Below are 23,159 nucleotides of genomic sequence, written 5' to 3' on the forward strand. Positions count from 1 at the left end.
TGTATAAAAGGCATACAAAAAACCCCGTCCCAAGGAAAGGGACGGGGTTAACCGCGAATACCACCCTAATTCTATTGACACAATGGTCAATAGCGCTCAGCAACGTACAATCATACGTGTTCTTTTTAACGGTAGACACCCGGATTGGCTTACTCTATTCAGCCAATCTTCTCAGAGAGGATTTTCATGTAACACCTGCACACCGACTTCCACCAAATGTCGGCTCTCTGTAGAACAAAATGAAACACTACTCTTTCTCATCAACGAATTTGTATGCTTTTATTGTCACTCATCGTAACAAATTACCAATTGTCTGTCAACAGTGGACAACCTTAAAAAATTTCGTTGAGACAAGTGACAATACTTTGATGGAGAGTCATATATTAAGATTGCGGATTGGTTTGAATAAAGCTCTTCAGCAATATTTTGACATTAAATAGCCCGATATAAAAGTTTACTTCATCCAATTGCCCCTTTAATGTGGCTACTGTTGACAGTGTTTGCTGCAATATTTGGATGATTTCATTTTTCCAACATAGCGAAAATCAGGACTAACAACCTTTCCTCCTCATCATGAATAAATACATAAGCAGGTTGTAAATAGAAAAACCAAAGTGCATGTAACATAGCGACATAGGCTGATCCATTCATTTTAGGATTTTTCACTAGTTCATCAATAGCATCCGATACATGTGCCACACTATGTGCCCATCCTTTGCCAGGTACATAGCTTCTTACATCCTTTTCAGATGATATGTAAGTTCATAACTTCGTTTGACAAGCCTCATGCTATCCTTAGATAAAAAAATATCTGTGTAGATCCCTAGCTAAAATAAGTACGAGCAATAAGATTGTAAACGAGTGAGTAAAAAACCCAATCAGATTCCTTTGAATAATAAATGGTTTAAGCTTTAATCCCAAAGTTCAATGAAGCAACGATGATTCAGCAAATTTTTTCTAAAATCCATTCATAAAAGCTGCCCTAAATCCATGTATCTCGTAGCTCACTTCAGTAGAACCGATATGTGCTAGCATGGCATGCAAAACCTGCTGTTGATGCTCTTGCTGCCAAGTAGCCTGACCCTTTTTCAATGCCATTAATCTAGCCTTCAATTCATCTTCCTTCAATACAACTGGCTAATTCCACTTTGCTTATTCATTGTGATACTCCGTACTACTTTCTCGGTATAGCCCATCCAGCTTCCATCCATTATAAAAACGGACATAGGTCAATTCCTTTTGCCAATTATCTAGGTGCACAATCACCTTGCTGCTCCAAGGGAAAGTGGCTGCATAAACCCGACCTCTGCGTACCTCAGCTATGTCATCCGCTACACCAAGAAGTGTAGAAGGTGCATTCGCATTATACATTAAATAATGCTGTCGATCTGAACTGATCTCAAGTTCTTCCATGACCTCCTGATGAAAAACAATCACTTGCTCATTTGCCTGATGAAGTGAATAGATGAGAGCTCCCCCAAATAGCACCATCAATGAAGCCACAATGAGTACATGCTTTTTCTTTAATCCTATGTAAAACGCCCACTGCTTTTCCTTATTGTATAAATGAATATATATTGCTAGACTTATTGGCCATAAAAATAATAACTGCCAACAAAGGACAACCCAAAAAATCTCGCCATCCGAGACAAAATATCGAATGACATTGTAATTCAACAACCATAAAGGCATCGACCACCGCCATAAGGATTCTTCCTGCGGTATACTTTTTAAATAAATCAGTAGAAGAGGTAAGCTTAGGAAAAAGGCTGTCGCATTATCTAATAGAGCAAATACCAATTCAACACCTCCTGCATAGAAAAATGTTACAACTATTGTATTTTAATCCAATTGTACAGAAAAGGCTAGACATTCTAAAACGTTGAATATCTAGCTTCCTTTTATTGAAGTTCCTCCACTATTTTCATCTCTAGGAAAATCGATGAGAGGTTGAGAGGCATTGTTCCCAATCACCTGGCTATATTGTACTTTGATAGCGTTTTGGGACATCCACTAAAGGAAAACGTGTACCATTGCTATGTTTTTGCACCAATTCATCTACAGATAATTATATCCACCACAGACATTGTTTTAAAAATGACCTCACGCTGCTTGAATAGGAGTGCTAGAATCACATTTTCAATCAAAATGCGTTCGTCTTGCTGTACAAGTATATCCTTCTAGTGGTAGTTTGCTTTGCAAAAAGCTTCTGTTGTACTTGAATTTTGCAATAGGCCCAACTGCGTAAATCTTTGCCTCGATGCTTCGATAAATAAGCCTTTAGTTCGCCACGTTCCTCATAGTTTTGTTGGTTATCATAAAATTTAATTAAGACATCCTGCACGATATCTTCTGCACTTTGTCAATCTCTTCCATAGTAAAAGGCAAGACGAATAAGCCTCTCTGTATGCTGTTCCATTATTCTTTCTAGTTCGTAAATGAGCCCTCTCTTTCCTATAAACGGTGCTCATAGCTTCGAGGTTTGCTTTTTTTGTCATTTATTCTAAATCATTGTCAGCAAACGGGCTAATAACCTTTTTTTCCGTTGAAGATAACACGATATTGGTAGAAGGTGTACCATAGGGCATAGCTGCATCAATAAACTGCTCTAATGTTTCTACTGAATAAGTCGCTAGTTTGACAATATAGCTAATTTCCCCCGCCACTCGATAGCACGCCAAGACATCAGGATGAGCCTTACAAAATGCAGAGAGGCTTTTACAATCAATGGATTTAAATAAAATAATGGCCTCAATAGTGCGCTCCATCTTTTTCAAATTCACCCTTGCATGATACCCTTCAATCACACCTTGTTCCTCCAGCTTTTTGACCCGTTCAATAACAGCGGGAGAAGATAAATGAACAATTGCTGCTAATTCCTTCATCGAGATTTTTGCATTGTGCTGTAATTGCTGTAATATTTGTATATCAATTTGATCCATGGTCCTTCACCTTTCTAAATCAATTATTTTTTCTATAATACCTTTTCAAATAAAGTTTTTTATCCAAAATACATTATACAGCTTCTGTTAACATTCAGCTCTTTTGATTACAATAAAAGCAATAAAGGAGGCAGAATCAATATGAAAAAAATATTATTACTTTTAGCAAATGGCTTCGAGGCCCTGGAAGCCAGTGTTTTTACAGATGTGCTTGGCTGGAATAAATGGGAAGGCGATGAATCAACAGAAGTCATTACAGTCGGGTTACATAAACAATTGCAATGTACATGGAATTTTAGCGTCATTCCTGAAAAATTGCTGCATGAAATTGATTTAAAGGATTTTGATGCTTTAGCAATCCCAGGGGGCTTTGAGGAAGCAGGCTTTTACGAAGATGCCTTTAGCGAGGAATTTCAAACAGTTGTGCGTCATTTTGATGAACAGAAAAAGCCTATTGCAACAATCTGTGTAGCCTCCCTAATATTAGGGCATAGCGGTATTCTACAAAATAAGAAGGCGACAACTTATAATCATCCAACAAGTAAACGATTAGAGCAGCTTCAATCCTATGGTGCAAATGTTGCTAATGAACGAATTGTCTACACAGAGCACATTATTACATCTTCGAACCCAGGCACTGCATTCGATGTCGCATTTGGCTTACTTGAAATGCTAACATCACCTGATAATACATTGAAAGTAAAGGATTTAATGGGCTTTAAATAATTTTATAAAGCTGTCCAAAAGAGTTCATTTTGGACAGCTTCATTATGTACATTTGTTTTCTGATATTGATTGTAATAACTTCACTCCTAACTCTTTACTTCTTGAAACTAATGATATAGTTCTGATTAAGGATCAATATATAGGTGTCAATCACGAACCGCTAAGGCACTGACTACCAGTTTTGAGTTATTAAACATCGTTTAAACATGATTTACAGCAGGATAAAAAGCAGGCTTACACCAAATATTATGATGTAACCCTACTTTTTACTTTATTGCTATTATTTTTCTAATGGTGCTGTTTCTGATGTGTTAAAATCCATTTCCTTCGCGTTGTCTAGCACATCTTTTGGAATCGTAATCGTTGTTACCGCATTGAAATCATGATATTTAATTGTAGTTTGCTGTCTTGTTTTGATCGAATTGCCTTCCACTTTCATCTTTAAGGTCATATCCATAGCAATTTCTTCTACATCAAATGTTTCTTTATTAATCAATAATTTATATGTGAGACTATCAAAGGACATGTTACCTAATTGTGCCTCTAGATCGGCATCCATTCCTAAATTCATTGCGCCAAGCTGCTGCTTCACTAGCTCTGTGAATTTATCCCCAGCACCCTTTAGTGTTAATTCATAACGATTTGCTGTTTCAACTAATGTGAAATCTTCAGCAAATGCTTGTAGCATCTCCAATTGTTCCGTTGCATCTGGCTGTATCCCTGTTTGGCTAAGTACATCCTCAAATAATTGTTTCGGGAACTTTATCCAAGCCTTTTGCTCTGCCTCATACATATACATACCATCTTTAGCCGTCATATACATTTTAATCGGCAAATTAATCGCTTCACCACTTGTTGGATCTGTTAGCGACATTGTACCATCAGCAAAGAATTGCATCGGCTCTGTAACAATTTCCATCTTCATGTTGCCTTTAGAATCCACTTTCATGGTTTCCTTGCCATCGTTTGCCTCCACTGACTGAGAGATGGTCATGGTAGCCTTCATGCTTTTTAGCTCTTTTTGCTTGGCTACTGTTTTAGTAAATACTTCCTCTAACAAAGCACTATTTTTTGTTGTAGTAGACTGTTCTTCCTTTACCTGCTCCCCTTTAGGGTCTTCCCCTTTTTCTTCCGGTATAGGCTGTGTATCCACAGGTAAGTCTAATGCGTTGACGATAAATGTTGCTAACTGACCACGCGTAACATTTTTATCTACACCAAATTCTGTGGCAGAAACCCCCTTCGCAACGCCTGCCTCATACAGTGCTGTTACTGCCTCTGCAAATGGACTATTTTGCTGTACATCAGTAAATGGGCTTTTGCCTTTCGCTGTTAAACCTGCTGCCTCTGCTACCATTATCGCCATTTGACCACGTGTAATCGTGTCATCTGGACGGAATGTATCATCCTCATAGCCTTGTACAACCCCAAGATTTACTAGTGTAACTATCGCCTTATAGTATGGGCTAGATGAGTCAACATCCTTGAAATTCGGATTTTCTACAGTCAAATCCGTTGTTGTTAATTGAAAAGCACTTGCTATCATCTTTGCCGCCTGTCCACGTGTTACGTCCTGTGAGGGCTTAAATGTACCATCTGGAAAACCATGAATAATATCTGCTGCATGTAATGTGGAAATACCGTTAAAATATGCATGATCTTCGCTCACATCTGAAAATGGACTAGCAGCCGAAACAGGTACTACTGCAACAGTTGTAACCGCCATTGCAGCTGTTGCCGCCGTATAAAGCTTATGTTTTTTCTTTGTCATAATTAATCGTCCCCCCATTTATGTAAAATGTAATGCTTACATATTAATTTTATCTAAAGATTTGGGAAAATGCTAGGTTAGTTGGAAATTAAAATATAATTATCCAATATATCCGTCATTTGGTTCGATCTAATTTTTATCCTCCATATAAAAAAACCGACCTCCTAAGAGATCGGTTTTTATGATGATGATTACTCAGCAGCTTTTGCGCGTAGAACCATTTGTAGGATACCACCGTGACGGTAGTAGTCTACTTCTACTTCTGAGTCGAAACGAGCTAAAGCTTGGAAAGTTTTAACTGTGCCGTCTTCAGATTTAGCAGTTACTGTTAAGATTTCACGTGGTTTTACGTTGTCAGTAATGTTAACAGAGATTTCTTCTTTACCAGTTAAGCCTAGTGTCTCAGCAGATTCACCTGGCATAAATTGAAGTGGAAGAACACCCATCATTACTAAGTTAGAACGGTGGATACGCTCGTAAGATTGTGCGATAACAGTTTTCACGCCAAGTAGGAATGTACCTTTCGCAGCCCAGTCACGAGAAGAACCCATACCGTAGTCATTACCAGCAAGTACGACTAAGCCAGTACCTTGCTCTTGGTATTTCATACATGCGTCATAGATATACTCTACTTCGCCTGTTGGCCAGTAAGTAGTGAATCCACCTTCTGTACCAGGAGCCACTTGGTTACGGATACGGATGTTTGCAAATGTACCACGCATCATTACTTCGTGGTTACCACGACGAGAACCGTAAGAGTTGAAGTCACGGATTGCAACACCGTTTTCAATTAAATATTTACCTGCAGGTGTATCTTTACCGATTGCACCAGCTGGAGAAATATGGTCAGTTGTGATTGAGTCACCGAACTTCGCCATAATGCGTAAGCCGTCTAAGCCTTGGATTGCTTCTGGCTCTTTTGCAAGACCTTGGAAGAATGGTGGGTTTTGGATGTAAGTTGATTTATCATCAAATGTGTATAGAGACTCAGTTGATGTTTCAATTGCATTCCATTTTTCGTTCGCTGTGAATACTGTTTCGTATTCTTTTTGGAATAACTCACGGTTAACAACAGTACTTAATACTGCATTAACTTCTTCTGTTGATGGCCAAATATCCGCGAAGAATACTTCATTACCATCTTTGTCTTTACCGAATGAATCTTTTTGTAGATCGATATCCACTGTACCAGCAAGTGCATAAGCAACAACAAGTGGTGGAGAAGCTAAGTAGTTAGCTTTTACAAGTGGGTGTACACGACCTTCAAAGTTACGGTTACCAGAAAGTACAGAAGTTACGAATAAGTCATTTGCTTTAATTGCATCTTCGATTTCAGGAAGTAATGGACCTGAGTTACCGATACATGTTGTACAACCATAACCTACAGTGTTGAAGCCGATTGTATCAAGGTACGTTTGTAAACCTGAATCTTCAAGGTAACCAGTTACAACTTTAGAACCTGGTGCTAAAGAAGTTTTTACCCATTTAGGCACTGTTAGACCTTTTTCTACAGCTTTTTTCGCCACTAAGCCCGCAGCAATTAATACGTATGGGTTAGATGTATTTGTACAAGAAGTGATCGCTGCAATTGCAACAGCACCTGTTGGAATTTCTACATCGCCTTCAGCGAATTTCGCTACAGAAGTTTTTGCGAATTCATCTTCTGTTAAACCAAAACCTTGTGTACCTTGTGGTGCCACCACTGCTTCTTTGTAACGAGAACGCATTTGAGATAGTGGAATTAAGTCTTGTGGACGTTTTGGACCAGAAAGGTTTGGTTCGATTTCAGCTAAGTTTACTTCTAAAACATCAGTGTAAACTGGCTCTAATGCTGGATCGAAGAACATGTGGTTTGCTTTAAGGTAAGCTTCAACAACCGCGATGTGCTCTTCGTCACGACCAGTTAAACGCATGTAGTTTAATGATTCTTCGTCGATTGCGAAGTAACCACATGTAGCACCATATTCAGGAGCCATGTTTGAGATTGTCGCACGGTCAGCTAGTGGTAATTTAGATACGCCAGGTCCGAAGAACTCAACGAATTTACCAACTACGCCACGTTGACGTAATACTTGTGTTACTTTTAATGCTAAGTCAGTAGCAGTTGTTCCGTTTGGAAGATCGCCAACTAATTTAACACCGATAACTTCTGGAATTGGGAAGTATGAAGGCTGACCAAGCATACCTGCTTCGGCTTCAATACCACCTACGCCCCATCCAAGAACACCGATACCGTTGATCATTGTTGTATGAGAGTCAGTACCTACTACTGAATCTGGGAAAGTTTCGAATGTACCGTCAGCATTTTCGTTTACGTGTACAACTGGAGCTAAGTACTCTAAGTTTACTTGGTGAACGATACCTGTTGCTGGTGGTACAGCACGGAAGTTATTGTAAGCAGTTTGAGCCCATTTTAAGAAGTTATAACGCTCAGCGTTACGTTCAAACTCAAGGTCCATGTTTGCTTGCAGTGCAGATGCATTACCGTATTTGTCAACTTGTACTGAGTGGTCAATTACAAGGTCAACTGGAATAGCAGGGTTGATTTTGCTTGGGTCACCGCCCATTTCCTTCATTGCAGAACGAAGTGATGCAAGGTCAACAACTACTGGTACACCAGTAAAGTCTTGTAATACAACGCGGGATGGTTTGAATGGTACTTCTGCTTCAGGGTCAGCACCATTGCCCCATTTTGCTAATTCGTTTACATGTTCTTCTTTAATTACATACGCATCATATTGACGTAAAACAGATTCTAATAACACTTTAATTGAGTAAGGAAGGTTTGAAACTTTTGCAACGCCAGCTTTTTCAATCGCAGCTAAGTCATAGTAATTGTAAGTTTTACCATTCACTTCGAATGATGCACGGCTGTTGTGTAAATTACCTTGTGCCATTTGCGGATCCCCCTAAATATATCTTTTTGAAAAGGCTTTAAAAATGTGTAGCATCTTTTCTCCAATACCCATGATAGCGCATTTATATTCATAAGTAAATTACATTAATATTATCTTTTTTGATAAGTATAACTTATGACCTTGATTTCTATCCTGATGTTTTTAATTTTTTGATGTGCATAATATCAAGGGTTTGTATTAATGTGGGTTTCTATACCTATCTAACGAAGCATATCTAAATGTATTTAACTGTGGTACAGATTGCGGTACACGAACTTTTTGTAAAAAGTGTACCGCAGGAATAAATAGTAAATAAAAATTCATCCTGACACGTATGAGTAGTAGAAAAAATCAATACAACAACTTTTACTTTTAGATTATTAACTTCTTTATAATTAAACATTAAAGAAATGATGCAACTATTTTAATAACTATATAATATACATATACACATATGACAATACCTTACAATTTGTTTCTTCTTGGATAATCAGTTCTGCTTTAATAAAAAACAAACCAGGTGCACATTTGAGCGTCTGGTACCATTCATATGATTAACCAACAGTTTTTCAACTTGTGTTTTTTAAATGTAAATTGCGGAAAAATTTAGGTACTTCTTTTTAAAGACATCGTACTATATTAAAGAGGAGGATTTAATGAAGAAAAATCCGCAGACTGAGGCGAATAAACGTTGGCAAGCGAAGAATAAAGAACGTGCTAAATATCTTAGTGCACGATCTGGAGCACGTAGCTTTATAAGAGACCACGCCTTAGAGGAAGATTTAGACGAGCTCATGGAATTAATATTAGAACGTAAACAAGTATTATTAGAAATGAAAATAAACCAAGATGGCATGTAGCTGTCTTGGTTTATTTATTTTGGTTTGTATTTTATTAAGTAATTAATTTGTGGAAATAAAAAAAAACCAGGTACTCATTGTTGAATGAGCGCCTGGCCTTTGCTTTAAATCCTAATCAAATTCTTTTTTTATCTGTAATGCAAATTGTTCAATAGATTTTCTATTTTGATAAATTGTAATACCAATACCGGAACGAGTAGCTCTATGAGAGTTATATTCTCCTGCATCAATCCAAAATTGGAATTGATAAATCTGTTCATCAATTAGGTCACTATTATTCGCTAAAATAGCAAATGAAAAAGATGGATCCGTTGAGTCCCATACTTCTGCTTCCAATAATTCGTCCCAATTATTTAATATCAGCGTATGCAGCATTATAAGATCACTTCGTAAAACCAAAAACTTAAAATCTAAATGATGTTCACCACAATTAAATTTAATCAAAATATTACTGGAAATAGTATCACTCTCTATATTAACCACTTCTAAACTTGTCTTTGATGCATCAAATGATCTATCGTATAAGGTTGCCATAATTAAATCTTACCATCCCCAGTTACTACTAATAAATTTCTTAGCGATTTCCCCACTATCAGGTTTGTAAACCGTTACAACCTCTTTTGAATTCCCTATAAACACTACATTAATATTTTGATCTTTATCATAAATAGCTCTAGCACGTGTATGTTTATCCATGAATTTTTTTCCATTTACAATTGCATCAGCAACTTGTTTGGAAGAAAGTTGACGTGCATTAGCCTGTATAACTGCGTGTGAAGAAAATTTCACTGTTGCTTTTGGAATTTGTTTTACAACTAGTTTAACACATGTAGCTGCAACGAACCATACAATCGGAGCGACCCTCGGAGCAACAATAAATTGTTCAGATTCCAGTGAATTCATAAAAGGAGTTCGTGCAGTGTTAATAGAATCCCAAAAATATTGTCTTTCAACATCGGTAAATGATTCATATAGTTCCTTAAATTCCGGATGCTCATTTATATAATTTTCAGTATCTAAAATGTATTTATTATATTCCTCTGTATCTAGTTGAGGAACTAATAATTCAGTTTCCGAATATAAACTTTCATTTTGATCATTATCTGTGAATTCTATTGCTGAGGCAGCTGGTGGAAATACAATGCTAATTAATAAAGTAAATGTTAGTAAAATACTAATAATTTTTGTATGTTTCATGATTTATCCCTTCAAACTTGTATTTGATTCACTAGCAAATCCTTACCTCGAGTTAATTATTATCCTATCATTGGTAACTTCCCCAATTCAATATTATGTTCACGCCACTTTTTTGACGGTGTGAACGCCATTAATTTGACGCTACTCATAGGAAATTCGTCAAGTCCGCCAAATCACGCCACTTATTCCCATCTTTTTTTAGTGGTATCGATATTTTTTTAGTGCTATATATACATTTATAGCGTTAACTCCATTTTATGCTTGACATTTTCAATAAAAACAAAAAAATATTGCTAATAACAAGTTCACTAATTTGACTATGGACATATCATTTACATTACTATTCTTATAATATTTTTATGAAATGCCCATTACTGATTAAGGTAACAGGCATTTGCTGTTAAACGCTACGTTGTGCAATGATAATCTTCAATCCTTCAAAATCACCACTTGTCATAGTTCCATTATCGAATTTTTCAAGCCATGACTTATCAATCACCTTTTTGTCTACGGCTTGTTGAATGTAATCACGTACTGCAGCTTTTGCGGTTGTGCTTGTGAATTTCATAGTATCATCCTCCTTTTGTTTTTGTGTATCCTCTACAATGAGTTGTACCTTTATGGCACTACTTGAGGGCACGATTACTTGTCCTTCAAATTTATAACCTGCAGGCATCTTCCATGTTGTAGGAATTTCAAAATGAGGTGCATCATACTGACCTACAGGCCAATAGCCTCCCCTAGTGATTCCTAGTTTTTTAGCTATTGCCCCAACCTTTGAAAGAGTAGAAATATCATATAAATTTCTTGGCGGTGCTACAGCAATATCCCAAGCTCTACGCGATGTATGATTACTATTTCGTGTCCAGGTAACTACTTGCCCTGGTCTTGTTCTCCCTTGCTCATATAGATAGTTTTGGCGAGCTTGGCTACGATATTTCTGTGATGAAAACAAAGTCAATACCTGCCTTGTAGCACTCTTGAAAGAGTAGTCGGCAGGCTGTTTGTGCCATCTTCTCCAGTGTCTTTATAACGCTTCAATAATTTACGGAAAATAGATGTATTGAAATAGAATGTGGCACTTTCTGGATACTCTGCACCTGTTGATCTATTCCCTTTAGCTACACGACCCATAATAGGGACTTGTGTTTTGGTTTTGTCCATACGTGCCTCTAGGTTGATTAGCTGTGCAAATAAATAACGTTTTCCTTCAACCCTCACATACGCTTTCCCTTGTGCACCATGAATAGCATCACGAGCATGCATGGTTGTGTCTGCAAAGTACTGAAGATTCAACGGAATCACTGGTTTCTTTTGTTCCAATTTATTGCCCTCCCCTCTGCTACTACCGTTGTGATATAGAGCTGAGATATAGCCCTGTTACGTTTACAACTTCGCTCGTAACAACAGATTTCAGACAACAGTAAAGTTGACGAATTTAATGTTTTGTTAAATGATTCTGTATTAAAATAGAAAAATAACCAGGTACTCATTCGAGCGCCTGGTTTTTTACGATAAGATGATACATTAAACAGTCATATTCAGTTAGTGCAGAGCTCTTAAAAATAAATGTTTCTTATCTCATAGGTTTATCTTGGAACCACCAATCGCCAACATTATCAACAGCAAAATCTATTTTCCAAGGTCCAATTGTTAGCGATGAATTAATATCTTGATAACGAAACTTGTATTGATATTGATTTATAGAACCTGGGTACCCAGTATTAAATTTATCTTTTGTTCTGACCAAATCCGCTTTCCATGTGCCGCTCACCTGTCTTTCTACTATTAGAGCTGTAACACCAATTGCGCCTAATGCTTTTGATACTTTATCAGATACTAATTTATTAGGAAGCTTTACTCCTAACCATGCACCTATAACAATTACACCTGTCATTAAAGTGGCTACATCACTAAATGATGTAGCTACACCTTTAAAAGAAAGACTGGCTGGAGCTACATAAACATAATCAGTAGCATAAACTGACATATCTGAATTTGTATCTGCATTAAAGTCAGGTTCAGTTATCTCAAGATTAATATCTTTACCATTTAAAGTAGCAATACCAGTAGAACTATTATAAATCAAAGTACTTTTTTCATTTCCGTTATTGAGTGAGTTTACTACAAAACCATCGTCAGTATATTCAACATTAATATCAATATTATTTAAAGAATTAACTAGATTAAAATTAAGCGAACTATCCGTAGTTACAGAATCTACTACCCTATACTCTGTTGGAGCAATTTCTGAGGCATATGCATTAGGAATACATACACTGCTACTTGCAAATAACATAGTTGAACAAAGAGCACTAGCAATTATTTTTTTTGAATTTAACATTTCATCACCTCATAATAGTATTTTTGGTACTATTTTACACCAACTTAATTAGGTATTTATGTAAAGTTATAATTTTCCGTCTCCTTTTTTTTCCTTTCTACTATAATAACTTCTAACAATTAAATTAAAGACAAAAGTCATGATTATCAAATATGCTGGAACTCCCCAATGACCTGTCGTAAATCTATCATAAAACCCCCAAACTAGGACGGATGTAAATAAAAAGACTACTGTTAGTCTTTCTGATTTTGGATAGATTTTATATTTATGCTTTTTTTCCACATCTTTAATATTGTTATTCATTTTTTCGTCACCCCTTTAAATTTTCTTATTAGTATTATATTCTCCAATTAGGGAAAAAATCCCTCTTTCATTTGTTTCTTAGTACTTGGATTCTTGTAGAAAAGCTTCACCCCGTGGATTTGCAACTAGTTATTCATTTATGCATTTTTAATTCAAATGGGGACATACTCATTCAACAAAGGTAGCCCTTCATGTAATACATTTTGTAAGACTACGAATTGAGCTGAACCTCCCCCACCCCTTTGATATCATAGAGTAAATATTTAATAAATACACATACCGATGATGGCTATAGACCCTTTTCAAAAGGGGCATATCAATTAAATTGGAAAGAGCCCAATACATTGGTCATAAGGTACGCGTTTGATTATACGTCTCTACACAGGTAGTTTCACTAAAATATAATTAGTACTTTTGAAGTTTGCACTAGAACTATGCTAGTAAAGGGTCACTACTCGCAGCGTGACCCTTTATTATTTTCTAACCCCACCATGAAACCCATTTAATGTACAATTTCTTTCAAAAACGATGCCGTTCATGCAATAATTCGATTTCATTATTAATTTTCATTCACATAGCCTGTTTTATCCTCAAAATGTGAAGTAACATAAAAGCTCTTAAATCGGAGAATATATTCAGTCCTTTGGGATGAATAATAAAAAAATTTGTAACATTAACATTCGTAACACCAATCATTTCAACTCGTTATCACGTTGATATAACTATTTTTTATCTACGGGGCTTGAAAATGGAAATTTATATGCGTTTAGAATTGTTTGTACAAAATTTGAAAAGGTCTATTGACTTTTATAAAAATACAATTCAATTAGAGTTATATCCACAAAATGAGACTAGCTTTAAATAGAAAAACCTTAATGTACTTTTAACGCAATAAAATATTCTTTCAAAGGACCATTATTTCAGCAATATTAATACCTGGCGAAAAGGATATACGCGCTCTTTATATTTATTCTTTCCCAATTGCTCCTGTATCTTTTAAATCTTGCGATTCACTTAGGATTCAATGCCCTTAAAATCGCTAATACTCTAAGGACACTATTTAAATCAGTATCGGGACGTCAAAACAAACCGTGAAAGTTATTGGTGCTCAACAATTTTTTTCAAAAAATATTCCATCGATTTTGTCATATATGCATCTTTCCGTCGTATAAAGACGGTTGAAATAATGCCGTATTTATCTGGGATTGGATGACAATAAACCTTGCCTGTAGTAGAAAGATGTTCAACAGTTGATCGCGGAACAATCGTAACTCCTAGACCAATTGCAACACTTTTTAAAATGGTTTCTAATATGTTAAATTCAATGATCCTTTTAGGGAGTAAGCCCTCGTCTTTAAGCCACTGCTCTAGCTTCGCTCGATAACCGCAACCTTGATTTGACATAAGAATTGGTGTAGTCATAAATTCCTCTATATGAAAAGTTTTTTTGGGGGTTATAAGAACGAGTTCTTCATTACATACATCATATTGTTCTAAAAGTGGATGTTTAATGGGCCCGGTAATAAAAGCCCCGTCTAATTGGTGATCTGTTACTTCTTTAATAAGTTCTTCAGTTAAACCAGCTTGCAGTGTTAAATCGACATTGGGACACTCTTTGTAATAAGAAGCAAGAATATTTGGCAATATATTCACCGTTTCAACTGTACCAATTTTTAAAGTACCTGCTGGTGAATCACTATCTAAAAATACTTGTTTCAATTCTTCGACATCCTGCAAAATTTTATTAACATATACTAGCATTTTTCTTCCTTCTGCATTTAATGTCATCCCCTTTTTATGGCGGTAAAAAAGCGATGTTTTGAGCTCCTTTTCTAATAGCTTTATACGCGCAGTTACATTAGATTGAACATAATTTAATTCCTTTGCTGCATGGCTCACACTTCCGTGATTTGCGACGCTCTTAAAAATCAACAAGTCTCGTAGTTCCATTAAGTGCTCCTCTTGTAAAATATCATTTTAAATGATGTTATTAATCGTTTTCAATCATTATACATGATGCATATTCTTTTTTATAATGGCTATTGCGGAATTTAAAAAGAATTGGGATATACGGAGTGATAAATGTGAAAAATGTTCAATTATTAAAAGGCGCAGTGGCATGTTTAATAGCAAGTATGTCATGGGGAGCAATGTTTCCAGTCGCGGATCATGCTTTGGCCTACATAGATCCATTCTATTTTTCAACTATACGATATGGAGCAGTAGCTATTATACTAGTCATTTTCTTATGGATAAAAGAAGGAAGACAGGCATTTCGTTTTGAAGGAAAAGGAAAGCTGCTAGTCTTCTACGGAACGATGGCTTTTACTGTATATAATGTGCTAATTTTCTATGGCCAAATGTTAATGGGAAAATCAGGTATTATGGTAGCTTCTATTATGGAGGCGCTCATGCCGATGATTTCAATTGGCGTTTTATGGGGATTTAAACATGTGAAACCGAAGAAATACATGATGATCAGTATGGCTATTGCTTTTATTGGTGCAATTTTTGTCATTACAAAAGGTGATATAAGCTTCTTACTTACACTTAAGCATAATCTGTTTTCACTCGCATTTATCCTCATTGGTGTTGTTGGATGGGTGATTTATACGATGGGTGGAGCATCATTTAGTGATTGGTCTACCCTTCGCTATTCAACATTGACATGTGTTTTTGGAACAATTGTAACAGGTTTCTTAACAGTGTTATTTACAATCCAAGGGCATGTGTCTATGCCAAACATAGGAACGATTTCTGTAGTTAAGTATGATTTATTATTCATGATGATATTACCAGGTTTTGTGGCATTACTTAGTTGGAACTATGGCGTAAAAATTTTATCGTCCGTAAATGCAATTTTATTCATTAACTTCGTCCCAATCACAACATTAGTCATTATGATGATCCAAGGATATAAAATAACAATTTTTGATGTTGCAGGGACATTGCTTGTTATTATCGCCCTCATGCGAAACAATGTATATCAGCGTAAAGAAGAAAACGAGCATCAGAAGAATTTACTAAAGGAACAGTTGAGTAAGGTTATTTGATTTAAACGTTTGGAGGTTTTTATATGTATGAAAGTTTATTATTCTTCTTTGCTGCTGCAATTGGCTTAGAGCTTGCTGCAATTAATCGAAATGGTCGTAAAAAAATAGAACAGCAGGCTGAAATGATACAGCTATTAAAAGATGTACTTAGAAAATAATTAAGTTTAATAAAGGCATTATTAAGAATAGTGATTACTATGTATCTTCAATGTGTTATAGTGCGTATCTGACTAAGCCATCGACGGGCATAAACCAATTCGAGCTGTGGCGTATACAAACGCTGCGGCTTTTTCTTTATTCATCGCCTTTAAACTATTTGAAACCTTTGCCAGTTTCATCCGTAAATTAATGCAGACAGTTTTCCTTTATCATTATTAGGAGGTTTCCGATGAATACTTTTGCTTTAATAGCTTTTCTATTTGCAGCAGCTTCTTTTGCTTTTGCTTCATCAGCTGATGCTAAGATTAAAAAGCTAGAAAAACGTATCGAAGAACTTGAAAAACACAAGTAATTACTTTAATACATAAATAGGTTAATAGAGTGATTAAATTATTTTTTTACGAAAGGAAGGAATGATTAATTAGATGAATAGCATCTCTCCTATCTATAACTCTACATATTCTAGATTATAGAAAGGGGGAGATTTAATATGGGAAATGAAGTTTATCATACAGACTATGGCAAACATGATAATTTATCATTTGCACTAATCGTTGTCCTATTTATTCTTTTAATTATTGTTGGCGCTCGTTTTATGCATAAGTAACACCTTTATTATTGGCTACATCCATAAACGCCTTCTTTAAGCTACCATAATCTAATGCTATCTAACATCCTTCTACACACTTATTATGATCAAAGGGTCTTCCCCCACCCCAGTGACCCTTTTATTAATTTCTTTTCTTCACCTGCATATATTGTCACAACTCGTTTACTGAACACTTCTTTCAACTATTTCCTTATCTCATTCCTATAGGCTTAACTTCCCTTTTGTCAGCACTGGCTTAGATAATACTTTCACTGTATTCAGCTTCCATGCATAACAACCACCCTTTAAATCACCAAAGTGCAGTTCATCGACCTCTAATTACTTCTGAATTCAATGACCATTTAACTGATTTAGAAGTTAAATGACAACACCCATTGGTAAATTTACATTTCCAATTCCATGCTTTTGAAGCGCTTTTTTAATTGGAGGGACATTCACAATATCCTATGTCCATTGTTTTACCAGCTTGGATAGCAATTGGATCAAGGTGTTGCCCTACTACATGTTTCAATTTTTTCTCACCAAGAGTGATTAAGCTCACTCAAGGTTGCTTAATTGTGGTAGCCTTCATCAGACAATCCCCTTCTAAAGCAAGCTCAACTGCTCATATATTTTTTGACAGGTATGTCTCCAACATGCTATGCACTGTTTCTACCATTTCAAGCAGAACGAACAACTACTTCTGCTACTCCAAAGTGTTCTAACAGCTCTTTACACTACATTAACCTTCATCATTTCGACAGTCTTTTATTTAAAAGATATCCATTAGCTTATGAATATCATTTAGACTGTCTCCAAAACAACATGCTACTACGCAAAAGAATGAAGAGTAAGATATCAAAAGAAAAAACTGTGACAAACATTGTATTTGCCACAGTCTAAAAGCCCCGAATTGAATTGTAGGTGCTATTATAAAATTTTATCCTTACAAATTTAATTATTATTGAATTGGACAGGAATGTACCAAAACTCCTCAAACTTGATGAATGTTCATCGTAACTGCTATACCCGACTATGCTTCCTTGGGTTCAACATGTACATGCACTTCATAAACGCCTTGTTCTTCAACCATATTTTTTTCAACAACAGACGCGACATCGTGAGCTTCCGTTATATCTAAGTTTGCATCTACAAGAATGACGACGTCTATCACCTCGTTGTTACCATAATTTCTTCCTCTGATTTCTTTTAGCCCTTTGACTCCCTCTATTTTTAAAATAATATCTTTGTATGTTTGAAGAATTTTCTCATCAAATCCATCAGAAAGTTCATGAGAAGCTTCTTTAAAGATGTCCCAAGCTGTTTTACAAATGATGAAACCTACCACTATAGCAGTTACTGTATCCAACCAAGGCATATGTAGTTGTGATCCTAAAATCCCTACAGCAGTGCCAATACTTACCCAAGCGTCTGACAAATTATCTTTAGCGGCAGCCATGACTGCTTTACTGTTTATCTTGTCAGCCAATTTTTTATTGTAACGATAGACAGCATACATAACCACTGCTGATCCTAACCCAACATAGGCTGCGATCATATCTGGAGATTCTTTTCCACCTTGAAAAATGGACGTAAAAGCACCCACTAATACTTGAATACCAACGGCCATCATAATAAATGAAGCTACCATCGATGCAATGGTTTCACTTTTCCAATGACCGTATCGATGATCATGGTCTGCAGGTTTTTGAGAAAGCTTTAGCCCTATAAGTACTGCAATAGAAGCAATAATATCGGTCGTATTATTTAGCCCATCTGCCTTCAAAGCTTCTGAACCCGTCATGTATCCCATTGCAACTTTTATGATGGACAAAACTATATAGGCAATAATACTGATGATTGCGCCACGCTCACCTAATTTAAGATTATTATATCTTTCTGCTTCCAATTCACTTACCTCCCACTTACGTACATTTTTATAATAACAACTCAACATCGAGTGGGTCTACAGCAACCTTTTTGCCTTACGATACATAAGTAGGAGGAGTATAAAAGTGTTGATTATGGGAAAAAATACAGCCTTGAGGAAGAAACTTAGTCACTGGTTGAAAACCTAGAAATTATTATTTTAAACGAATAAAATAATATAGAATCTGTTCTTTAAGATTTTTTCCTCCAACGAACACACCTTACAAAACTTGGTCATTTCCATATTTGGGAGTGACCCTTTTTATGTTAGGTCATTTGTTGACATACAAAGAGCCTGCCCCAATGCCTAAGCAAGACTCTTAATCTCAACTTTTCTATCCTCGCAAAAACCCACCTTCTGAATGAATGATTTGTCCAGTTATCCATGTAGCCTCTTCACTTGCAAGAAAGCTAATGGTTTTCGCCACGTCATCCGGCGTACCAATCCGACCCAGTGGAAATTTCGGTAACAGATGGGTTCTAATGCCGTCATTCATCCAAGTAGAATCTGTTGGCCCTGGATTGACAGCATTTACGGTAATATCTAAGGGAGCGAGTTCTTGAGCTAAGGACCTTGTAAACGCTGAAATAGCTCCTTTCGTCGAGACATAGGCTAATTCCCCAACCATCGGACCTAAATCCTGACCTGATGTCATATTAATAATTCTGCCTGCTTTTAAATTGGCCTTTTTCCATAGTCGGGCAAATTCAACAGAAAGAAGAAAAGTTGACCTCATATTGACTGCGTAATGTTGGTCGAGTGTTAGCGCATCTAACTTTAAATAGCCATCTTGTGCTGAATGAGCTGCATTATTTACTAGAATGGAAGGTACGCCTAGTTTTTCAACAACCTTCTGACATATCGTTTATGCTGCCAGTGGATTTGATAAATCAATCGTCATATCTTCACAAGAGACCCTCATACTCTCTATCTCCATTTGGAATTCATCAATCCAAGCAGGATCAGCTTGCCAGTGTGTGAAAAAAATATTTACCCCATCCGCAGCCAATCTTCTGCAAATAGCTGTACCAATATCTCTTGGATGACTTGCACCTGTAACGATAGCTATTTTATTCATCATTCTTAACCTCCATTTTATAGGATATAGAGGTGTTCGTTGATATAAAAAAGGAGCATAACCAAACTGGTCTGCTCAGTCTTTAGTATTAACGTACAACCTCACCCTAAATAGGCTCTCCTCTCTATATAAGAGGGATGTGCTACTATTTATTTCATAGATTGTTTATGCCAGAGTTTTTCTATACAGCTCTTTCCTAATCAATGATCTGCATTTAAAAAACTTTTGTCATAACCCTTTAATCTAAAATTTTGATATTATTTTGAACATCGATAGAAAATTGCTCTACATCATAATGATGTTTCTTAATCATGTCTTCCGCTAGCTGATAAACCTGCTTTTGTATCATGTTATTTTTCTCTTGTGTTAAATTAATCCTTATCTGAATTTCCTCAGATGTAATACTATGATCGATACTGAAGATGCCATAATTTTGGTCAATCATTTCTTCAAATAGATTGGCGAGGACATCATTATAGCTTAGTCGCGTTGAGCTAGGCTCTGCTGGTTCGTAAAGATTTTTTAACGTTAATTGAAAAAAAACAGGATTTAAATTATTTTCTTTCAACACATTCAACATAATTTCTTCTATTTTTTGTTTGGTGCTAGTATCAGCCTTGTCTGGTAATGACACGAGAAGTTCGATTTTGTCATTAGGCAGAACCCCGTAATCTAATTGAAAGCTATAATTTTCTTTGCGCAGGGCATGGGAAATCTCACTGATTAAAAATTGATATTGCTGAATATAACCCAATAATTCATTATTGCTGGGCTGTGGCACTGAAACATTGGATTTTTCAGCATATTGAATAGGTGCATTCGCCAAAAGGAAAAATCCACTACAAACAATAACAGCTAGTAGAAACCATAACGTAAATACCTTTTTGATAAACATTTATAGCCCCCTTATTCGGGACTATATGCAAGTTCTGTAAAGCTAATTACGGTAGAATCTTATAAAACAACACACGATCTTGATTTTCGCCACCGTAATTGCTGTGGACGGACACCTTATCCATCTCTTTGTCACCCTTTTCCATTCTAAAGCCCATATTCGTATGAAAGGCTATCGAAATTTCATTTATAGGTGACGTGACACATTTCACAATATTTCGATGATATTGCTTCACTACATGAAAGAATACGTCGTATAACCTTTTTGCAATATTCTGTTTTCTGTAATCAGGATGGACCCCAACAAAATGGATAAATGCTTCATTTGAGTTGGCCTGCGATAAAAACCCTACAAGAAAGCCAATAATTTCGCCATCCTTTTCCATGATTAGGCTAGTATTCGTAAAATGATCAAAAAATAATTTGGGCAGCTTATCTGACATATTCCTATCTCCCCACCACTCATTAATCAATGGAGATAAAATATAGTAATCTGAACTTTTTAAGCTACGAATGTTCATGGAATCCCTCCTCTATTTTCAACTCATCCTGTAACATTGGTAACGGATCAGGTGCTACTACAATTAAATAAAACGTTACAATCACCCTGGCAAACACGCTACCAATACGTATGAATTTGATTTACAAATCAGATAACGTTGGCGTTTCTTTGTAGCGCCAACGTTCAAAAAATAAAACTTTCTTCTGGATCATATAAGCACCATATACAATAACCATAAACAGGTATGGATAAAACAATGCTGATGAATAACATCTATATACCCTCCATCTACAATGTTAAATCATATTCTCATTTTACCCTACCATTTATTTCAATTTCAATGATTCAATCAAACCTTTGCCATCACTAATGATTTTAACGTATCACTTAACGTCTGAATGCGATTGGTCGTATCGGTCATCCTCACCAGTAGCTGATTTTCATCTTCCACTGAATGTAAAATATCGCCAGTGGACTCAGCATTTTGCTCGGTCATTTTATTAAGTCTTTCAATTTGCACTTGGATTGTCTCGAACTGTGAAATCGCACTGCTTAATTCATGCATTCCCCTAGTTAAATCTGTATTGGTTTGAGCAAATGAATCCTTCAAGACATTTAAGAAATGACTGACTTCCTGCAACAATTGTTCCCCATGCTGTAACGCTTTCTCACCATCGTCAGAACGTTGATGTGCTGCTGTTGATTTTTCAAACAAGGTTTTCGTCACATTTGTAATACTTACGGTAATCGCCGCGCTTTCCTCTGCTAGCTTGCGTACCTCATCTGCCACTACGGCAAATCCTTTACCATGCTCCCCTGCTCTGGCCGCCTCTATGGCCGCGTTCAATGCCAATAAATTGGTCTGCTCTGCAATATGTGTAATTCCCTTTAATAGGCTATCTACCGTTTGCAAGCTGTGCTGTAGCTCATTTACAGTTTCTGCAGTTGAGCTCATCGCATCACTCATCACGCTCATCTGGGCCATCGCCTCCTGCATTTTGTTCCAACCTGCCAAAACCTCCTGCTGCAGCTCAGTTGATTTTCCTACGGTATCCTTTGATATGGTCAAAGTTTCATTCACGAAATGGACGGAATCGCCCATTGTGCCATGAATCACTTGCAGACTAGAGGCTTCCTGCTGAATACTTGCCGAAATAGCCTCTGTCGCTAGCAATATTTGTTTACTAGAGCCTGAAATCCTTTGCATCGTTTGCTGGAATTGCGTGACATGCTCATCCAAGGCCTGACTGCTTTTTTCGATTTCAAGAAAGGTATTTTGTAACTGATTGAAGGATGCTTGTACCTCATTTTGCTGCGCCTTTGCATGTTCAATCAGCTCATTCCCCCATTTGGCCAGCAAATAAAAGACAATAATCACGCCATTCATAATCGCTAGAAGTGTTACAAAGACGATGATATCATCAAATGGGCCCAACAAGGATGACGAGTTGACCATATATAAAATGAAAAAGCTAAGATTTGTTAGAATACCAAAGAAGACAATTAATTCTTTTTTAAAATACAAGGCAATAATGGCCACCGTGCATAGTAAAATATAGTGCTTATTTAATGAAAAGCTATCAAGCAAAAATAGTGTAAAAACAACACTTGATGGAATTAAGCCAAAGATAAAACCTTTGACATACGTTTTGATGGGTAATAAATAATTACAAACTGCCAATGAAATGACAGCAAGCCCAATAAATAAAAAATGTATTCCTTTCGATAGAATCATTGGTCCGCAAATTAAAATGGCTAATATTGAGATGATAGCCAAATTGACACGGTGGACTTTCCGTGTGTCGTAACGAATTTTATTCTCCATTTTTATCCCCCTAAAAAATGAATGGACATTCAGTTTAATTTTCTATTATTATATAGTATAACTACTACTTTTTGTAGCTAAATATTGCA

23 protein-coding genes, 1 pseudogene and 1 other annotated feature are annotated in these 23,159 nt (G+C 36.3%); of the genes and pseudogenes, 6 read left to right on the forward strand and 18 right to left on the reverse strand.

Annotated features, from left to right (window positions below; genetic code table 11):
• Positions 1–34 precede the first annotated feature (34 nt).
• Positions 35–273: a binding site (T-box leader), on the reverse strand.
• 249 nt (positions 274–522) lie between these two features.
• The 4 genes from AC6BKE_RS19685 to AC6BKE_RS19700 all read right to left on the reverse strand — a co-directional run bounded on the left by AC6BKE_RS19685 (position 523) and on the right by AC6BKE_RS19700 (position 2,942).
• The gene (locus AC6BKE_RS19685; RefSeq protein WP_231744999.1) at positions 523–699 is read right to left on the reverse strand and encodes a DUF2785 domain-containing protein; all 177 of its coding nucleotides are present in this window, start codon (positions 697–699) and stop codon (positions 523–525) included.
• 258 nt (positions 700–957) lie between these two features.
• Positions 958–1,098: a hypothetical protein gene (locus AC6BKE_RS19690; RefSeq protein ID WP_231744998.1), complete on the reverse strand. Its 141-nt coding sequence runs from the start codon at positions 1,096–1,098 to the stop codon at positions 958–960.
• Between the two features lie 54 nt (positions 1,099–1,152).
• Positions 1,153–1,800 carry a hypothetical protein gene (locus tag AC6BKE_RS19695; protein WP_058843692.1) on the reverse strand — a complete coding sequence of 216 codons (648 nt, stop codon included), beginning with the start codon at positions 1,798–1,800 and terminating at the stop codon, positions 1,153–1,155.
• Between the two features lie 698 nt (positions 1,801–2,498).
• On the reverse strand, positions 2,499–2,942 hold the full coding sequence (locus AC6BKE_RS19700) for an Lrp/AsnC family transcriptional regulator (RefSeq protein ID WP_036120896.1): 444 nt from the start codon (positions 2,940–2,942) through the stop codon (positions 2,499–2,501).
• Positions 2,943–3,083: 141 nt separating this feature from the next.
• Here AC6BKE_RS19700 and AC6BKE_RS19705 point away from each other — a divergent pair, with 141 nt between their 5' ends.
• Positions 3,084–3,668 carry a DJ-1/PfpI family protein gene (locus AC6BKE_RS19705; RefSeq protein ID WP_499857755.1) on the forward strand — a complete coding sequence of 195 codons (585 nt, stop codon included), beginning with the start codon at positions 3,084–3,086 and terminating at the stop codon, positions 3,666–3,668.
• Positions 3,669–3,948: 280 nt separating this feature from the next.
• Here AC6BKE_RS19705 and AC6BKE_RS19710 read toward each other — a convergent pair whose 3' ends face one another.
• Both AC6BKE_RS19710 and acnA read right to left on the reverse strand, forming a co-directional pair.
• Entirely contained in the window at positions 3,949–5,439 is a 1,491-nt protein-coding gene (locus tag AC6BKE_RS19710; RefSeq protein WP_499857756.1) for a DUF6612 family protein, read from the reverse strand.
• Between the two features lie 191 nt (positions 5,440–5,630).
• A complete protein-coding gene (acnA, locus tag AC6BKE_RS19715; RefSeq protein ID WP_036120887.1) occupies positions 5,631–8,336 on the reverse strand; it encodes an aconitate hydratase AcnA in 2,706 nt (901 codons plus the stop codon).
• A gap of 656 nt (positions 8,337–8,992) precedes the next feature.
• Between acnA and AC6BKE_RS19720 the strand changes: the two genes are divergently transcribed.
• Positions 8,993–9,196, forward strand: a complete 204-nt coding sequence (locus AC6BKE_RS19720) for a hypothetical protein (protein ID WP_058843690.1) — start codon at positions 8,993–8,995, stop codon at positions 9,194–9,196.
• Positions 9,197–9,307: 111 nt separating this feature from the next.
• Here AC6BKE_RS19720 and AC6BKE_RS19725 read toward each other — a convergent pair whose 3' ends face one another.
• The 7 genes from AC6BKE_RS19725 to AC6BKE_RS19755 form a co-directional block, all read right to left on the reverse strand.
• The gene (locus AC6BKE_RS19725) at positions 9,308–9,730 is read right to left on the reverse strand and encodes a hypothetical protein (RefSeq protein ID WP_342534868.1); all 423 of its coding nucleotides are present in this window, start codon (positions 9,728–9,730) and stop codon (positions 9,308–9,310) included.
• A gap of 9 nt (positions 9,731–9,739) precedes the next feature.
• Positions 9,740–10,393 (reverse strand): hypothetical protein, encoded by a 654-nt coding sequence (locus AC6BKE_RS19730; RefSeq protein WP_342534869.1) that lies wholly within the window; start codon positions 10,391–10,393, stop codon positions 9,740–9,742.
• Positions 10,394–10,793: 400 nt separating this feature from the next.
• Positions 10,794–11,348 carry a M15 family metallopeptidase gene (locus AC6BKE_RS19735; RefSeq protein ID WP_036116908.1) on the reverse strand — a complete coding sequence of 185 codons (555 nt, stop codon included), beginning with the start codon at positions 11,346–11,348 and terminating at the stop codon, positions 10,794–10,796.
• A 2-nt stretch (positions 11,349–11,350) separates the two neighbouring features.
• Entirely contained in the window at positions 11,351–11,716 is a 366-nt protein-coding gene (locus tag AC6BKE_RS19740) for a phage tail tube protein (RefSeq protein ID WP_170829827.1), read from the reverse strand.
• 253 nt (positions 11,717–11,969) lie between these two features.
• Positions 11,970–12,737, reverse strand: coding sequence for a hypothetical protein (locus AC6BKE_RS19745; RefSeq protein ID WP_058843688.1), 768 nt, complete (start codon positions 12,735–12,737; stop codon positions 11,970–11,972).
• 66 nt (positions 12,738–12,803) lie between these two features.
• Positions 12,804–13,040: a hypothetical protein gene (locus AC6BKE_RS19750; RefSeq protein ID WP_036116996.1), complete on the reverse strand. Its 237-nt coding sequence runs from the start codon at positions 13,038–13,040 to the stop codon at positions 12,804–12,806.
• Between the two features lie 1,098 nt (positions 13,041–14,138).
• A complete protein-coding gene (locus tag AC6BKE_RS19755; RefSeq protein ID WP_036116998.1) occupies positions 14,139–14,990 on the reverse strand; it encodes a LysR family transcriptional regulator in 852 nt (283 codons plus the stop codon).
• Positions 14,991–15,175: 185 nt separating this feature from the next.
• Between AC6BKE_RS19755 and AC6BKE_RS19760 the strand changes: the two genes are divergently transcribed.
• The 4 genes from AC6BKE_RS19760 to AC6BKE_RS19775 all read left to right on the forward strand — a co-directional run bounded on the left by AC6BKE_RS19760 (position 15,176) and on the right by AC6BKE_RS19775 (position 16,859).
• The gene (locus AC6BKE_RS19760) at positions 15,176–16,093 is read left to right on the forward strand and encodes a DMT family transporter (protein WP_283778197.1); all 918 of its coding nucleotides are present in this window, start codon (positions 15,176–15,178) and stop codon (positions 16,091–16,093) included.
• A gap of 23 nt (positions 16,094–16,116) precedes the next feature.
• Positions 16,117–16,251, forward strand: a complete 135-nt coding sequence (locus tag AC6BKE_RS19765; RefSeq protein ID WP_080717008.1) for a YrzO family protein — start codon at positions 16,117–16,119, stop codon at positions 16,249–16,251.
• 230 nt (positions 16,252–16,481) lie between these two features.
• Entirely contained in the window at positions 16,482–16,604 is a 123-nt protein-coding gene (locus AC6BKE_RS19770; protein WP_256375530.1) for a hypothetical protein, read from the forward strand.
• 138 nt (positions 16,605–16,742) lie between these two features.
• Positions 16,743–16,859 (forward strand): YjcZ family sporulation protein, encoded by a 117-nt coding sequence (locus AC6BKE_RS19775; protein WP_080717009.1) that lies wholly within the window; start codon positions 16,743–16,745, stop codon positions 16,857–16,859.
• Positions 16,860–17,874: 1,015 nt separating this feature from the next.
• Here the strand turns inward: AC6BKE_RS19775 and AC6BKE_RS19780 are convergent.
• The 5 genes and pseudogenes from AC6BKE_RS19780 to AC6BKE_RS19800 form a co-directional block, all read right to left on the reverse strand.
• The gene (locus tag AC6BKE_RS19780) at positions 17,875–18,750 is read right to left on the reverse strand and encodes a cation diffusion facilitator family transporter (protein ID WP_058843684.1); all 876 of its coding nucleotides are present in this window, start codon (positions 18,748–18,750) and stop codon (positions 17,875–17,877) included.
• A 355-nt stretch (positions 18,751–19,105) separates the two neighbouring features.
• Positions 19,106–19,852: pseudogene (locus AC6BKE_RS19785) on the reverse strand (SDR family oxidoreductase).
• Positions 19,853–20,087: 235 nt separating this feature from the next.
• Positions 20,088–20,744 (reverse strand): hypothetical protein, encoded by a 657-nt coding sequence (locus AC6BKE_RS19790; RefSeq protein ID WP_058843683.1) that lies wholly within the window; start codon positions 20,742–20,744, stop codon positions 20,088–20,090.
• A gap of 46 nt (positions 20,745–20,790) precedes the next feature.
• Positions 20,791–21,264 (reverse strand): GNAT family N-acetyltransferase, encoded by a 474-nt coding sequence (locus AC6BKE_RS19795; protein ID WP_036117011.1) that lies wholly within the window; start codon positions 21,262–21,264, stop codon positions 20,791–20,793.
• A gap of 330 nt (positions 21,265–21,594) precedes the next feature.
• A complete protein-coding gene (locus AC6BKE_RS19800) occupies positions 21,595–23,070 on the reverse strand; it encodes a methyl-accepting chemotaxis protein (protein WP_036117013.1) in 1,476 nt (491 codons plus the stop codon).
• Positions 23,071–23,159: the final 89 nt, after the last annotated feature.

Source organism: Lysinibacillus sp. COL-1 (genome assembly GCF_059814265.1).

Bases quoted from the DNA above. Each gene is read 5' to 3' on its own strand.
- AC6BKE_RS19690 (WP_231744998.1), bottom strand. From the start codon at position 1,098: ATGGCATTGAAAAAGGGTCAGGCTACTTGGCAGCAAGAGCATCAACAG.
- AC6BKE_RS19700 (WP_036120896.1), bottom strand. From the start codon at position 2,942: ATGGATCAAATTGATATACAAATATTACAGCAATTACAGCACAATGCA.
- AC6BKE_RS19705 (WP_499857755.1), top strand. From the start codon at position 3,084: ATGAAAAAAATATTATTACTTTTAGCAAATGGCTTCGAGGCCCTGGAA.
- AC6BKE_RS19710 (WP_499857756.1), bottom strand. From the start codon at position 5,439: ATGACAAAGAAAAAACATAAGCTTTATACGGCGGCAACAGCTGCAATG.
- acnA (WP_036120887.1), bottom strand. From the start codon at position 8,336: ATGGCACAAGGTAATTTACACAACAGCCGTGCATCATTCGAAGTGAAT.
- AC6BKE_RS19720 (WP_058843690.1), top strand. From the start codon at position 8,993: ATGAAGAAAAATCCGCAGACTGAGGCGAATAAACGTTGGCAAGCGAAG.
- AC6BKE_RS19725 (WP_342534868.1), bottom strand. From the start codon at position 9,730: ATGGCAACCTTATACGATAGATCATTTGATGCATCAAAGACAAGTTTA.
- AC6BKE_RS19730 (WP_342534869.1), bottom strand. From the start codon at position 10,393: ATGAAACATACAAAAATTATTAGTATTTTACTAACATTTACTTTATTA.
- AC6BKE_RS19745 (WP_058843688.1), bottom strand. From the start codon at position 12,737: ATGTTAAATTCAAAAAAAATAATTGCTAGTGCTCTTTGTTCAACTATG.
- AC6BKE_RS19750 (WP_036116996.1), bottom strand. From the start codon at position 13,040: ATGAATAACAATATTAAAGATGTGGAAAAAAAGCATAAATATAAAATC.
- AC6BKE_RS19755 (WP_036116998.1), bottom strand. From the start codon at position 14,990: ATGGAACTACGAGACTTGTTGATTTTTAAGAGCGTCGCAAATCACGGA.
- AC6BKE_RS19760 (WP_283778197.1), top strand. From the start codon at position 15,176: ATGTCATGGGGAGCAATGTTTCCAGTCGCGGATCATGCTTTGGCCTAC.
- AC6BKE_RS19765 (WP_080717008.1), top strand. From the start codon at position 16,117: ATGTATGAAAGTTTATTATTCTTCTTTGCTGCTGCAATTGGCTTAGAG.
- AC6BKE_RS19770 (WP_256375530.1), top strand. From the start codon at position 16,482: ATGAATACTTTTGCTTTAATAGCTTTTCTATTTGCAGCAGCTTCTTTT.
- AC6BKE_RS19775 (WP_080717009.1), top strand. From the start codon at position 16,743: ATGGGAAATGAAGTTTATCATACAGACTATGGCAAACATGATAATTTA.
- AC6BKE_RS19790 (WP_058843683.1), bottom strand. From the start codon at position 20,744: ATGTTTATCAAAAAGGTATTTACGTTATGGTTTCTACTAGCTGTTATT.
- AC6BKE_RS19795 (WP_036117011.1), bottom strand. From the start codon at position 21,264: ATGAACATTCGTAGCTTAAAAAGTTCAGATTACTATATTTTATCTCCA.
- AC6BKE_RS19800 (WP_036117013.1), bottom strand. From the start codon at position 23,070: ATGGAGAATAAAATTCGTTACGACACACGGAAAGTCCACCGTGTCAAT.